Source organism: Streptococcus sp. NM (assembly GCF_003390135.1).
Classification (GTDB): Bacteria; Bacillota; Bacilli; order Lactobacillales; family Streptococcaceae; genus Streptococcus.
On record NZ_QUOS01000008.1, the window covers coordinates 1 to 14,848 of the forward strand.

The following is a 14,848-nucleotide window of genomic DNA, read 5'->3' on the forward strand; positions in this document are numbered from 1 at the left end:
GAGACGTTGCTCGTAGTTTTCTTGGGCACGCAGGTTCATACAATCCACACGATGAATAGCTACACCACGACCCTTGGTAATATAACCAACAATATCGTCACCAGGAACAGGATTACAACACTTAGCAATCCGCACTAAGAGGCCTGATGCACCTTCAATGACCACACCACCCTCATGCTTTACCTTGAGGGTTTCTTTATTTTCAACCTTGATCTCGCCACCTTTGACAAGTTCTTCTGCTTCAGCCTTGGCCTTGGCACGTTCTTCCTCACGGCGTTCCTTTTCAGTCAGACGGTTAAAGACGGTAATAGCACCGATTTCTCCAAAACCAATGGCCGCAAAAAGGGATTCTTCTGTCTTGTAGCTAGTCTTTTGCAAAACTTGGTCCATGTGACGCTTGTCCATGAATTTATTAGCTACATAGCCGTTTTCTTGGAACTGAGCCATCAGCATTTCACGACCCTTGTTGACAGACAATTCTTTATCTTGGTTTTTAAAAAACTGACGAATCTTGTTACGCGCCTTGCTGGTCTTGACCATGTTGAGCCAGTCACGGCTCGGCCCAAAGGAGTTAGGGTTGGTGACAATTTCAACCTGATCCCCTGTCTTGAGCTTGGTTGTCAGTGGAACCATACGACCATTGACCTTGGCACCAGTTGCTTTTTCCCCAACTTTTGTATGGATTTCATAGGCAAAGTCAATCGGACCTGAATCTTTTGGAAGAGAGCGGACAGCTCCATCTGGGGTAAAGACGTAAATCTCCTCAGGCAGATAGTTTTCCTTAACAGAATCTACAAATTCCTTGGCATCATCAGCCTGGTCTTGGAGCTCCATCATCTCCTTGATCCAGTTCATCCCGATAGCTGATTCCTTGCTGTTAATCTGCCCCTTGATGCCCTTCTTATAAGCCCATTGAGCTGCAACCCCGTACTCAGCGACCTCATGCATTTCCTTGGTCCGAATCTGGAATTCGATTGGCCCTTTTGGTCCATAAACAGTCGTATGGATAGACTGATAACCATTGGCCTTGCGGTTAGCGATATAGTCTTTGAAACGACCTGGCATTGGTTTCCAAAGCTCATGTACATAACCAAGCATGGCATAAACATCACTTTGGGTATCCAAAATGCAGCGAATGGCAATCAGATCATAGATTTCCTCAAAACGTTTTCTCTTATCCTGCATTTTACGGAAAATCGAGTAAATATGCTTGGGACGACCGTAAATCTTCCCTTTCAAGTGACGATCTGTCGTATATTCCTCTAATTTTGTGACCACCTCATCCACCAAGGCTTCACGCTCTCTGCGCTTTTCCTTCATCATATGGGTAATCTTGTAAAACTCCGTTGGGTTGAGATAACGGAAAGATAGGTCTTCCAACTCCCATTTGACACTGGAAATCCCCAAACGGTGGGCAAGTGGAGCATAGATTTCCATGGTTTCTTTGGAAATGCGCTCCTGCTTGTCTTTTCGAAGGTGCTTCAGGGTCCGCATATTGTGCAAGCGGTCAGACAGTTTGACCAAGATAACACGGATGTCCTCAGACATAGCCATGAGCATCTTGCGATGATTTTCTGCCAACTGCTCTTCGTGAGACTTGTATTTAACCTTACCGAGCTTGGTAACCCCATCAACGATTACGCGCACATCAGGACCAAACTCTCTTTCCAAATCATCCAAGGTCGCATCTGTATCTTCCACCACATCATGCAAGAAACCACAAGCTACCGTTACAGCATCCAGCTTGAGCTTGGCTAAAATGCCTGCTACTTGGATAGGGTGAATGATATAAGGCTCACCTGATTTGCGATATTGACCACTATGGCATTCCACCGCATAGATCAAGGCCTTATGGACAAAATGGACATCCTCTTCCGTTAAATATTCTTTGGTTAAAGCGACAACTTCTTCGCCTGTTAAATTCACTTCTTTCGGCATCTCTACTCTCCAATTCTTCCTACCATTTTATCACTTTTTTAAGAATATGAAAACTAGAAAATTCCCACTAAATCAATTCACATCACAAAAAACACTGCCAGATTTCTCTAGCAGTGTTTTGACATTTCATTTATCTTAGTAAACTGTTCTTTCAGTTTCTACATCGAAGAAGTGTGCTTTGTTCAAGTCAAATCCAAGTTCAACTGTTGCACCTGTTTGCAAGTAGTCACGAGCATCTACTTTGGCAACAAATTCATCTTTTCCAACTTGGCAGTAAAGGTGAGATTCTGAACCAAGCAATTCTGATACAGAGATAGTTGCTTTCACAACTGATTCTGGGAATGTTTCAAGGAAAGCAGGTTCTGCATTCACGTCTTCTGGACGAATACCGAAGATCAATTCTTTACCTTCGTAGCCTTTTTCACGAAGAACTTTCAATGCTCCTTCTGGAACTTTCAAACGGAAACCATCAGAAACAATTTCGCTACCAACCAATTTCACATTGATGAAGTTCATAGCTGGGCTTCCGATGAAGCCTGCTACGAATTTATTAACTGGGTTTTTGTAAACTTCTTGAGGAGTACCGATTTGTTCTACACGTCCGATAGTACCTGTACCAGCAGGGTTCTTAGTTGCTGACATGATAACAATACGGTCTGCAAGTGTCATCGCTTCTGTTTGGTCATGAGTTACGTAGATAGTTGTAGCTCCGATACGACGGTGGATTTTAGCGATTTCAGCACGCATTGATACACGAAGTTTGGCATCCAAGTTTGACAAAGGCTCGTCCATCAAGAATACTTTTGCGTCACGGACGATCGCACGACCCATGGCAACACGTTGACGTTGACCACCTGAAAGGTCAGCTGGCTTACGTTCCAAGAATTCTTTCAAGCCAAGGATTTCAGCTGCTTCTTGCACACGTTTGTCGATGTCTTCTTTGCTGTATTTACGCAATTTCAAACCGAAAGCCATGTTGTCATAAACAGTCATGTGTGGGTAAAGAGCGTAGTTTTGGAATACCATGGCGATGTCACGGTCTTTTGGAGCTACGTCGTTGACAACCACGCCATCGATAGATGCAGTTCCTTCTGTAATATCTTCAAGACCTGCGATCATACGAAGAGTTGTTGATTTACCACATCCTGAAGGACCTACGAAAACGATAAATTCTTTGTCTTTAATGTCCAAGTTGAAGTCTTCAACTGAATAGTGTTCGCTGTTTGGATATTTTTTGTAAATGTTTTTAAGATTCAATTCTACCATGAGGTGAACTCCTTTTGTCTTTTGATAGTTTTATTATAGATGAAAACGCTTTACTTTTCTATGGCAAGGTGACCAAAAAAATAAAAAAGTTCTGTGCAACTTGCACAAAACTTTATAAAATATCTGGTAAAATCAACTGATAACACAAGGTCAGGTCAGTCAATTCCTTCAACTGAAGCCCTGTCAATTCTTCCCATTTATCAATCTTGTATTGAAGAGAATTACGGTGCAGATAGAGTTGCTGGGCTGTTTTAGTTAAGACAGCACTATTTTCCCAAAGAGAAAGAATGATTTCCTGAATCTGATCTTGATCCAAAATCATCTGGTGCAGACATTCTTTAATGACTCTCAGGTCAACGAGTCTTTCTCCCATACTCCAAAGATAGAGCTGAGAAAAAGTATGAACACCTTGGTGACCTTGACGCCACCAAGTCTTAAACAAATCGCGCTCCGCTTTGATTAAGTCTGATAGGGCTTGATGTCCTGTCTGAGACCAAACCTGACCTAACATGATAGAGAGACGCAGTCCAAAGTCATACTCAACCGCTTCAATCGTATCACTTAAAATAGCTCGTACAGAGGTATATCTATCTTGTTGAAGCACGAAAACATAATCCTGAGCTCCGACTTGAAGCACCGTCTGACAGTTGGGAAAAAGAGTCCGCATCATATCTAGCCAAGAAGCTAGATTTTCCTGCTGAAAATAGGAAAGATGACAATAAACCAACTGAATCTTTTTAAAAGTTTTCGGTGCCTGTCCCTTCCCCTCAACCAGATAAGAATACCAAGGATTGAGCGAACGAGCTTGCTCCTGCTGGGTCAACAGGGCAACCAACTGCTTTTCACGCTCACTGAGACCAGCTTCCTCCAGCAAAATCCACTGCTGAGAAGCTAAAGGGAGCGTGAGATAGCCTTCTTTCTCTACTGGTTGGTCTGAAATCTGAGCTTCAGGAAACCAGTCTTGTAGTTCTTTTGCCATCATGTCCTAGCCCTCCACTTTTTGGATGCACCACGAAATCAAGCTCTCAAGACGTTCTAGATTAGCAGTCATATGGAGATAGCCCATGACGGCTTCAAAACCTGTGGACATACGGTAAGTCACTACATCAGCATTTTTAGCCTTGGTGTGGCTATTGGTATTGCGACCACGTTTGTAGATTTCTTCTTCTTTTTCCGTTAGAACTTGCTCCTCCAACATGAGGGCAATCAGGCGAGCTTGAGCCTTGGCTGAAACATACTTGGTCGCTTCTTGATGGAGTTTATTGGGTTTGGTCATGCCTTTGAGGATGAGGTGGCGGCGAATATACATGGAATAAACCGCATCTCCTTCAAAAGCTAGCGCAATCCCGTTAATGAGATTGACATCAATCACGTGTCCACCTCACTCCATCTTTGGTATCAAGGAGCTTAATTCCTTGAGCAGCCAATTGGTCACGGATCTGGTCCGCTGTAGCAAAGTCACGATTGGCACGCGCTTCTTGGCGTTTTTGGATCAAGTCTTCAATCTCTGCATCCAAAACTTCCTCAATAAAGACAATTCCAAAGACTTCCAACATATCCGCAAGAGCTTGCTTGACACTTGCATCATAGTTGCCAGAGTTAATCCATTTGGCCATTTCAAAGACCACTGTGATACCGTTAGCAGCGTTAAAATCTTCATCCATAGCCGCCACAAACTTATCTTTAAAAGCCTGTAACTCTTGAGAATCTACAGTCCCAGAAAATGGTTGTTCGTAAGTGTTCTTTAGATACTTGAGATTAGTCTCTGCATCGCGCACTGCTTTTTCTGTAAAGTTGATAGGCTTACGGTAATGTTGTGTCGCAAAGAAGAAACGAAGCACTTGGCCATCAAGAGTTTTAAGGGCATCGTGTACGGTTATAAAGTTGCCCAAAGACTTAGACATCTTGACATTGTCGATATTGACAAAGCCATTGTGCATCCAGTAGTTAGCAAAGGTCTTGCCTGTTTTGGCTTCTGACTGGGCAATTTCATTGGTATGATGAGGAAACTCGAGATCGGCTCCACCACCGTGGATATCAATGGTATCTCCCAAAATCTCTGTTGACATGACCGAACACTCAATATGCCATCCCGGACGACCAGGTCCCCAAGGACTGTCCCAAGAAATCTCGCCTGATTTGGCAGATTTCCAGAGAGCAAAGTCTACAGGATTTTCCTTACGAGCTGTTTCTTCATCGGTACGACCTGAAGCACCCAGCTCCAAATCTTCCAAGGTTTTATTAGCCAATTTGGCATAGTTGTGGGATTTTTCCACACGGAAGTAAACATCCCCTTGGCTCTCATAGGCAAAACCTTTTTCAATCAAGTCTTCCACAAAGCGGATAATGTCAGTCATAAACTCCACCACACGCGGATGGCGAGTCGCAGGTTTGACGCCCAAGGCCGTCACATCCTCACGAAAGGCAGCGATGTACTTGTCTGCAACCTCCTGAGGCGTGATTCCTTCTTCCTTGGCACGGTTGATAATCTTATCATCCACATCCGTAAAATTGGAAATATAGGCAACATCATAACCACGGTATTCAAAATAACGACGAATGGTATCAAAAGCCACCGTTGAACGAGCATTCCCCACGTGAATATAGTTGTACACCGTTGGCCCACAGACATACATCTTAACCTTACCGTCCTCAATCGGTATAAATTCTCGCAAATCACGAGACATGGTGTCATAGATTTTAATCATAAAATAATAGTCAGGAAATCCAAAATTCAAGAACAGTTAGTTTCATCACTAAGAGTTCAATTCAATTTCAGTCCGAATCTCTCTACACTTCGGAATCCCTTGCTCCTTTCTCATTCAGATAAACCACCTGGGTCTGTTTGACAAAGCCAATTTTTTCATACAAGCGCTTGGCACCTACATTGCTGTCCTCTACTGCAATCTGAAATTCCTTGTCATTTTGCTCAATTAGTTGGTTGACAAGGGATTTTGCTAAGTAGCTTCCATAGCCTTTCCCACGTTCAAGTTCTGATATTGCTAAACCGTAGAAGTAATTCGTATTAGTCGATAAATCTACCGTGCAAGTTCCAATAATCTGACCGTCTTTTAACAAAATATATAAGCGACTTTCTAGATCCTTCAGAGCTTCAGCGACATATCTATCCACAATCTCTCTAGATTCATGATCTTCTGAGAATGCCTGAAATTTTAACTGACTAATTTGATCCTGATACGAACTATCTGCTAACAAAACTTCAAGATTGGAAACATTTGCTAACGGATAAGGTTTTCTATCCTTACCTAACCAAGTTTCTGTCTCTTCATCCTCGACCAATCCCCAGTTGCTAACAAAATCAGGATGGCGATCTAGAAAAACACGCTCTGTCTGAAAAGTGACTGAATGAATCGGAAAAGAAGCTGTTTCTCTCTCAAAACTAGTAAACAATGCACGCGCAATTCCCTGACGGCGATGATCTGGATGAACCAGTATCGTCACTTCCACATCTTGGTCATCTGCATAGACAGTTAATAAACCAACAAGTTCGCCTTTTTCATAATAAAGGAAAAAGGCGGGCATGTTTGGGTCAAAATTAAGCATGTTAGATAGATAGGGATCACGATAGGTACCGTCATAGTTTTGGCAACAGTTAATTAGTTTTTTCGCCTCAGATAGCTCCTCTTGGCTTAACTTGTTTCTTGCTTGAATCATATAGGTACCCTCTACAACCCCGACGATCTGTGACTGGCTTCTTTAGCCTGCTCGAGTTTATTGACGTAGTACTCTCGTTTTTCTTCAACTTCGTGGATAGTCGGTTCATCCTTCTGTCCATGAACTCGGACAATCTTGGCCGGAATACCGACAACCGTCACATCACTAGGTACATCTGCTACGACAACTGCTGCAGCACCGACCTTGGCATTTGCACCAATTTCTACAGGACCAATGACTTGGGCATGTGCTGATATAAGGGCACCCTGACGAACGGTCGGATGGCGTTTGCCACAGTCTTTCCCTGTTCCCCCAAGAGTCACCCCATGATAGAGAAGAACGCCTTTTTCAACAATCGCTGTTTCTCCAATCACCAAGCCTGAACCGTGGTCGATAAAGACACCTGAATCGATCTGAGCACCTGGATGAATCTCAATCTGAGTCCAAAAGCGCCAAAACTGACTGTGCATACGAGCCAAGAGTTTGAAGCCATGCTTCCAGAGAAAATGCGAAAGACGGTGGGCCGCCAAGGCCTTGACACCTGGATAAGTCAGCAAAACCTCCAAAGTGGTGCGGGCCGCTGGATCATTTTCTTTTACGATATCAATGGTTTCGCGCCACCATCCCATACATTTCTCCTTTTCTTATTCTGAATCTTTTGGTGTTTCTGTAATTTCTTTCTTAGGTTTGTGATCCTTGTGATGACGTGGGCGGTAAGGACGCTCTGATTTTTCACCTTTTTCATCACGTTCAGGTTTTGGAGGACGAGGAAGAAGGGCTTTCATAGAAGCATCCACACGTCCTTTTTCATCAATCTTGATAACCTTAACATCAACTTCATCCCCGATTGCTACCAAGTCTTCGACATTATTGGTACGCGTCCAAGCCATCTCAGAGATATGAACAAGGGCATCTGTCTTATCAAAGAGGTTGACAAAGGCACCAAATTTCTCGATACGAACGACTTTAGCACGGTAAACTTCATCCACTTTGGCTTCACGGACCAAACCAGCAATAATCTCTTTAGCACGATTAATGGCATCTTGATCGCTAGAGTAGATAGACACATTTCCTTCTTCATCGATATCAATCTTAACGCCTGTTTCAGCGATAATCTTGTCAATGGTTTCTCCACCCTTACCGATGACAATCTTAATCTTGTCCACATCAATCTTGATGGTATCAATTTTCGGAGCAGTTGGAGCCAATTCTGGACGAACTTCTGGAATGGTTGCTTCAATCACATCAAGGATTTCAAAACGAGCTTTCTTGGCTTGGGCAAGGGCTTCAGTCAAGATTTCTGCAGTGATCCCTTGGATCTTGATATCCATTTGAAGGGCTGTAATCCCGTCACGAGTTCCTGCAACCTTGAAGTCCATGTCTCCAAAGTGATCTTCCAAACCTTGGATATCTGTCAAGACTGTATAGTTGTTTCCATCTGAAATAAGACCCATGGCAATTCCTGCTACTGGCGCCTTGATTGGCACACCACCAGCCATAAGGGCAAGCGTTCCCGCACAGATAGAAGCCTGAGATGAAGAACCATTTGATTCCAAGACCTCAGCTACCAAACGGATAGCATATGGGAATTCTTCCAAACTTGGCAAGACTTGAGCAAGAGCACGCTCACCAAGAGCACCGTGACCGATTTCACGACGACCAGGTGCACCGTAGCGTCCAGTTTCCCCTACAGAGTATTGAGGGAAGTTATAATGGTGCATAAAGCGTTTCTTATACTCTGGATCCAAACCATCAATGATTTGAGTTTCACCCATCGGAGCCAAGGTCAAGACTGAAAGGGCCTGAGTTTGCCCACGAGTGAAGAGACCTGAACCGTGCACACGAGGAAGGAAGTCAACAACCGCATCCAAAGGACGGATTTCATCGACCTTACGACCATCAGGACGAATCTTGTCTTCTGTAATCAAGCGGCGCACTTCTGCGTGTTCCATTTGTTCCAAGATTTCAGCCACATCACGCATGATACGATCAAATTCTTCGTGGTCTGCATATTTTTCTTCATACACAGCAGTAACTTGGTCCTTAACTGCTTGAGTTGCAGCTTCACGAGCCAATTTTTCTTCTACTTGAACTGCCTTTTGGAGGTCACTGTTGTAGGCTGCGATAATTTCAGCCTGCAATTCAGCATCCACATGAAGCAATTCTACTTCTGCTTTTTCCTTACCAACTGCTGCAACGATTTCTTCTTGGAAGGCAATCAATTCTTTGACTGCTTCGTGCCCTTTAAGGAGGGCTTCCAGCATGATTTCTTCTGACAATTCTTTAGCACCAGACTCTACCATGTTGATGGCGTGTTTGGTACCAGCTACTGTCAATTCAAGGAGCGATTGCTCTGCTTGTTCTTGCGTAGGGTTGATGATGATTTGACCATCTACATAGCCCACTTGTACCCCAGCAATTGGTCCGTCAAATGGAATATCTGAAATAGACAATGCTAATGATGAACCAAACATAGCTGCCATTGGTGCAGAGGCATTTTCATCATAAGAAAGCACTGTGTTAATCACTTGCACTTCATTACGGAAACCTTCCGCAAACATAGGACGGATTGGACGGTCAATCAAACGCGCTGTCAATGTCGCATCCGTTGAAGGACGTCCTTCACGTTTCATAAAGCCACCAGGAAACTTCCCAGCCGCATACATTTTTTCTTCGTAGTTGACTTGAAGAGGGAAGAAATCTCCAGTTGCCATTTTCTTAGACATAACGGCAGCAGTCAAGACAGTTGACTCACCGTAACGTACAACAACTGCACCATTTGCTTGCTTAGCAACCTGACCAGTCTCTACAATTAACTCACGACCCGCAAAAGTCGTTTGAAACACTTGTTTTGTCATTTTAATCCCCTTTGGATTGATGAAATTATACGCCTTGCCTACAAAAATCAGGATACAAAGGGCGTGAAGAATCCCGTATGAAAATAGGAGATTGACGCAGTGTGCGATGCACACTAGGAAATCTATCTTTTTCACTAGGGATTTAGCCCGTGTTCAACTATTTAGATACTTTGAAAAGTTTAAAAATATTATTCTTTAGTATTTTTCCTTTTTATAGCAGATTTGAATAGTTAAAAATCTGTTTATACCCTCATCTTTGTATCAAGTACGTACAGAGTCTATTTTATCATATTTTTCTTAAAAAGTGCGGTCTTTACCATTAAAAAGGAACCATTCTCCTCACCTGAGAAGAATGGTTTGCTTTTTATTATCCTAGAGACTGATGATTAAACAAGGCATGGGTTGCTTGGTGGATGTATTTTGCTGTTTCAGCATTGTTCATAGTGTAGAGATGCACACCGGCAACATCCTGAGTTACCAAGTCCACGATTTGGTCCACCGCATAGGCAAGTCCTGCTGCTCTGAGCGACTCAGGGTCATGCTCATACTTGTCTAAGATGGCTTTAAATTTGCGTGGAAGATGGATATTCTCACAAGTCTTCAAGAGACGGAGAGCCTGATTTCGATTCAGAATTGGCATAATCCCTGCATGAATGGGAACATCAATCCCAGCCAAGATGCACTTGTCTTGGAAATCATAGAAGCGCTCATTGTCAAAGAAAAGCTGAGTTACAAGACTCGAACAGCCTGCATACACTTTCTTCTTAAGATTTTGAATATCTGTAATCTGATTTGGTGAATCTGGATGGCCTTCTGGATAACAAGCTCCGACAATATCAAAGTGAGGGGCTTGTTCCTTGATGAACTCAATCAAGTCAGTTGCGTAGCGGAAATCCTTTTGTGGTTCCACATCTGGAATAATATCCCCACGAAGAGCCAAGATTTTCTGCACCCCAACCTTGTCCAAGTCTGCAATAGTTTCAGCAACCTTGTCCTTGGTCAAATAGATGGCTGGCAAGTGAGCAATAGTCGGAATCGCCAAGTCATTTTGGATAAAGTCAGCCAAACGAACCGTCGTTTCCTTGATATTAAATTTATTATTGCTGGCAGTTACACTGATAAAGTGAGGAGCCAACTCCTGCATATCTTGAAGAGCAGAAATAATGTTATCATTACCCACGGCTGGGTTGGGAGGGAACACTTCAAATGAGAGTGACGGTGTTTGGCGTGACATAGTCATTATCCTTTTCTAGTTGATTTTTTTCGTTAGCTGGATTCCTAGAATCCAAGTGAAACAGGCAGATTGACCAAACAGCGCTTCTTGAGAAATCCTATCTTACAATTTCTCACGCGCAGCTTTAGCTGCTTCAACAAGGCGGATCAAGCTTTCTTTTGTTTCTGGAATACCACGTGTTTTCAAACCACAGTCAGGGTTGATCCAAACTTTCTTGCTTGGCACTTTAGCAAGGATGGCTTCGATTGTATTGTCGATTTCGCCTTCATTTGGTACACGAGGTGAGTGGATATCGTAAACCCCAGGTCCCACTTCTGTTTGGAAGTTTTTCGCTTTGAGTTCGTCCAAGATTTCAAGGTTTGAACGGCTAGCTTCAAAGGAAATAACATCTGCATCCATGTTGTCGATAGCTGGGATGATATCTGTAAATTCTGAGTAACACATGTGAGTGTGGATTTGTGTGTCTGGCGCTACTGTTGAGTGTACCAAGCGGAAGGCAGGAATTGCCCAGTCAAGGTAGTCTTCGTACCAGTCGCTACGACGGAGTGGCAATTTTTCACGAAGAGCAGCCTCGTCGATTTGGATGATTTTCACACCAGCAGCTTCAAGGTCAAGCACTTCATCCTTGATAGCAAGGGCGATTTGAAGAGTAGAATCCTTGATAGAGATGTCTTCACGTGGGAATGACCAGTTGAGGATGGTAACAGGTCCAGTCAACATACCTTTAACAGGTTTGTTTGTACGGCTTTGTGCATAGCTAGACCATTTAACAGTGATAGGGTTAAGACGAGTGACATCACCCCAGATGATTGGTGGTTTAACTCCACGCATACCGTATGATTGTACCCAACCATTTTTAGAGAAGAGGTAACCTGACAAGTTTTGACCGAAGTACTCAACCATGTCATTACGCTCAAATTCACCGTGAACAAGGACATCAAAGTCGATATCTTCTTGCCATTTGATCCATTCATCGATCGTTTCAGCAAGGAAAGCGTCGTACTCTTCTTGAGACAATTCACCTTTACGGTAAGCCAAACGTTTAGCACGAACTTCTTTAGTTTGAGGGAATGAACCGATCGTTGTTGTTGGAAGAGCTGGAAGTTTGAAAGCTTCTTCCTGGATAGCTTCACGTTCTGCAAAGGCTGGCAAACGAGTGTAGTCTGCGTCTGTCAAGCCAGCGATACGCGCACGAAGTTCCGCATTTTCACCAACACGCTCAGTCGCAAAGAGTTCTTTGTTAGCTGCAAGTGCTTCTTCACCTTGACCATTGCGGATAGCATCCAAATCACGAATCTCATCCAATTTTTCAACTGCAAAGGCAAAGTGGTTCAAGATTGCTGGTTCAAATTCTTCATTAGCAGTTGTAAATGGCACATGAAGAAGTGAGCATGAGCTTGTCAATACAATGTTTTCAGCTGGGATTTGCTCAAGAACGGCCAAGCTCTTTTCGTAGTTGTTGCGCCAGATGTTTTTACCATTGACAATACCTGCATAAAGAGTCTTGTCAGCTGGGAAACCACCTTTAACCAATTCAAGAGTTTTCTTACCTTCAACGAAGTCAAGACCGATAGCATCTACTGGCAAGTTTACAAGGTCAGCGTAAACGTCACGAACATCTCCGAAGTAAGTTTGAAGCAAGACTTCAAGACCTTTTTTGTCAGCCAAAAGCTTGTTGTAGAGGTTCAAGAAGAGAGCTTTTTCTTCAGATGTCAAATCTTTTACAAGAGCAGCTTCGTCGAGTTGGATACGAGTCGCACCAAGTTCAGCCAATTTTGCAAAAACTTCTTGGTAAGCAGCTACTAAGCTGTCTACGAAGTCTTCTGCTTTCACGCCTTCTTCAAAGTCTGACAATTGAAGGAAAGTGAATGGACCTACAAGAACTGGGCGAGTGTTCAATCCAAGTTCTTTTGCTTCTTGGAACTCATCGAAAATCTTGTGACCAGCCAATTTTACTTGAGTGTCTTTTTCAAATTTAGGAACGATGTAGTGGTAGTTAGTGTTAAACCATTTCTTCATCGGAAGGGCGCGAACATCTCCTTTTTCTCCTTGGTAACCACGACCCAAAGCGAAGTAGCGCTCAAGGTCAGACAAGTCCAAGTTTTGAACTGAAGCAGGCACCACGTTGAAAAGGAAAGCTGCATCTAGGAAGTTGTCATAGTGAGAAAAGTCATTTGATGGAATTTCAGTGATGCCTTTTTCTTTGACAATGTTCCAGTGTTTAGCGCGCAAGTCTTTTGCTGCTGCCAAAAGTTCTTCTTCTGAGATTTCTTTTCTAAAGTATTTTTCAGTTGTAAATTTTAATTCGCGGAATTCGCCCAAACGTGGGAAACCGATGATTGTAGTTGACATGATGTGTCCTCCAAAATTTGTTGTTGAAACTATCTTAACAGAAAAGAAATCATCTGTATAATTGTAAAAAATTAGGCTTTGATATAGCTTGAAACTATATCTCTGTTTTAGACAAAAGAAAAAGACTTGAAACAAATACCTCAAATCCTTTGTATAGCTTGTTTTATAGGCGTATTCCAGTTAGAATGCTCAAACGCGTTATTAGTAATTCTTATAAGTGACTATGACTTGTTATTAGAAAAGACTATAACTGATTCTAGTCAGCTTTTCCTCTGTTCAAGTGGGACGACTGCTAGTGTCTTTCCTAAACTGGCTAAAACTTTCAAGACTGTATCCAACTGAGGACTAGTCTTTCCTGTTTCCATTCTAGCTATGACAGGCTGGCTTACTCCACTAAGTTCTTCTAGCTTTTTCTGGCTGATTCCTTGCTCATGTCTAGCTACTATCAACTCACTCATAATAGCCACTCGCATATCACTTTCAAGGATTTCCTCCTCGGTAAAGAGCTCAGAGCGGACATCCTTCCAATTACTCCCGATAGCACTATTCTTCATCACTTACCCCTCTTTCTTTTAAGTCCTTCAGTTCACGTTTGGCTTTTTTAAAATTATAACTCAAAAGTTATTAAAAGTAAATCTGGACACTCATAAAAAGAAGACCTTAGAAAAACTCTAAAGGTCTCATCTTTATTATTCGAAAAAATTATGAGAAGAGTTATAAATTGAAGGCAATCCTTACTATTATTCCAGCTCTATCCCCTTTTCTCGGAGATTTACCAGACACTCCTCATAGTAAGTAGCATCATGTTCACTATAGATAGGACTTTTCAGCTTTTCCTCTACTAAGTCTTGATAAGGAGGGCAGGTCTTGCCACGGTAGTTCTTGTCCAGCCATTCTGGACTGACCTTAAAGCATCGTTTAACCATCTCCTTCATGATCAAGTCATGATAGGCATAGAGACGATAGGGAGAGTGAGTAAAGACATAGTCCACCGTCGCATGCTTTCTGCCCCAGCCATTGCCACGCAGGGCGCAACACTCTCGATGTTGCCCCAAGAGTTGAGGACGAGGAAGCTGTGAAATCAAAGCCTCATGCCAAAGTCTCATGACAATTTCCTTTCAGTAAAGTCGAATGTTGCAAGTAGGTATTGGGATAGCGATCAAGCAAACCTCGACTCTTAGTGATCAAGTCTTCCTTAGAAACCTGACCAAAGCGGTAGCGATCCAGTAAGAGCATGTAGTCCTTGCGCTCAGCATCTGTCGCTTTCTTTTTGAAATAGCCCCAAATATGCTGAAAGGCATTGCAGACCTGACCTCTATGCTCAGGGATTTGACAGGCACGATCGATCAGTTCTTGAACATGACTGACCTCCACCTCTTCATTCTTCAAGTATTGGCGAATCTCATTGTAAATATTGCTGGAATGGCTCAAAACGAGGTATTTGTTTCTAGCCCAGAGTTGCTGGCAAAGGGCACGTTGGTTGTTATTATTCATAACTGACATTATACCATGTTTGGATTCAAAA

The 14,848-nt window shown here is 42.9% G+C and carries 13 protein-coding genes; all 13 read right to left on the bottom strand.

The genetic code is table 11. The features are described from left to right. Positions 1-1,938 (bottom strand): bifunctional (p)ppGpp synthetase/guanosine-3',5'-bis(diphosphate) 3'-pyrophosphohydrolase (locus DXN33_RS09090; protein WP_142745837.1); only part of this gene is annotated, 1,938 nt, incomplete at its 3' end. Between the two features lie 135 nt (positions 1,939-2,073). Next, positions 2,074-3,204 carry an ABC transporter ATP-binding protein gene (locus DXN33_RS09095; RefSeq protein WP_000229953.1) on the bottom strand — a complete coding sequence of 377 codons (1,131 nt, stop codon included), beginning with the start codon at positions 3,202-3,204 and terminating at the stop codon, positions 2,074-2,076. Between the two features lie 112 nt (positions 3,205-3,316). Next, a complete protein-coding gene (locus DXN33_RS09100) occupies positions 3,317-4,186 on the bottom strand; it encodes a helix-turn-helix domain-containing protein (RefSeq protein WP_049488337.1) in 870 nt (289 codons plus the stop codon). 3 nt (positions 4,187-4,189) lie between these two features. Further along, positions 4,190-4,576, bottom strand: a complete 387-nt coding sequence (locus tag DXN33_RS09105) for a Mini-ribonuclease 3 (RefSeq protein ID WP_049511045.1) — start codon at positions 4,574-4,576, stop codon at positions 4,190-4,192. After that, positions 4,569-5,912: a cysteine--tRNA ligase gene (gene cysS / locus DXN33_RS09110; protein WP_115904942.1), complete on the bottom strand. Its 1,344-nt coding sequence runs from the start codon at positions 5,910-5,912 to the stop codon at positions 4,569-4,571. The genes DXN33_RS09105 and cysS overlap by 8 nt, the downstream gene beginning before the upstream one ends. Before the next feature lie 82 nt (positions 5,913-5,994). Next, complete coding sequence (locus DXN33_RS09120) at positions 5,995-6,879, bottom strand: GNAT family N-acetyltransferase (protein WP_115904919.1); 885 nt, start codon at positions 6,877-6,879, stop codon at positions 5,995-5,997. Positions 6,880-6,890: 11 nt separating this feature from the next. Beyond that, positions 6,891-7,508 carry a serine O-acetyltransferase gene (gene cysE / locus DXN33_RS09125; RefSeq protein WP_115904920.1) on the bottom strand — a complete coding sequence of 206 codons (618 nt, stop codon included), beginning with the start codon at positions 7,506-7,508 and terminating at the stop codon, positions 6,891-6,893. 15 nt (positions 7,509-7,523) lie between these two features. Further along, positions 7,524-9,737, bottom strand: a complete 2,214-nt coding sequence (pnp, locus tag DXN33_RS09130; RefSeq protein WP_115904921.1) for a polyribonucleotide nucleotidyltransferase — start codon at positions 9,735-9,737, stop codon at positions 7,524-7,526. A 367-nt stretch (positions 9,738-10,104) separates the two neighbouring features. Then, positions 10,105-10,971, bottom strand: coding sequence for a methylenetetrahydrofolate reductase [NAD(P)H] (gene metF, locus DXN33_RS09135; RefSeq protein ID WP_115904944.1), 867 nt, complete (start codon positions 10,969-10,971; stop codon positions 10,105-10,107). A 102-nt stretch (positions 10,972-11,073) separates the two neighbouring features. After that, a complete protein-coding gene (gene metE, locus DXN33_RS09140; protein ID WP_115904922.1) occupies positions 11,074-13,323 on the bottom strand; it encodes a 5-methyltetrahydropteroyltriglutamate--homocysteine S-methyltransferase in 2,250 nt (749 codons plus the stop codon). Positions 13,324-13,583: 260 nt separating this feature from the next. Next, a complete protein-coding gene (locus tag DXN33_RS09145; protein ID WP_115904923.1) occupies positions 13,584-13,877 on the bottom strand; it encodes a helix-turn-helix domain-containing protein in 294 nt (97 codons plus the stop codon). Positions 13,878-14,063: 186 nt separating this feature from the next. Further along, the gene (locus tag DXN33_RS09150) at positions 14,064-14,429 is read right to left on the bottom strand and encodes a TIGR02328 family protein (RefSeq protein ID WP_115904924.1); all 366 of its coding nucleotides are present in this window, start codon (positions 14,427-14,429) and stop codon (positions 14,064-14,066) included. Next, complete coding sequence (locus tag DXN33_RS09155; RefSeq protein ID WP_115904945.1) at positions 14,413-14,817, bottom strand: YbgA family protein; 405 nt, start codon at positions 14,815-14,817, stop codon at positions 14,413-14,415. The genes DXN33_RS09150 and DXN33_RS09155 overlap by 17 nt, the downstream gene beginning before the upstream one ends. Between the last annotated feature and the right edge of the window lie 31 nt (positions 14,818-14,848).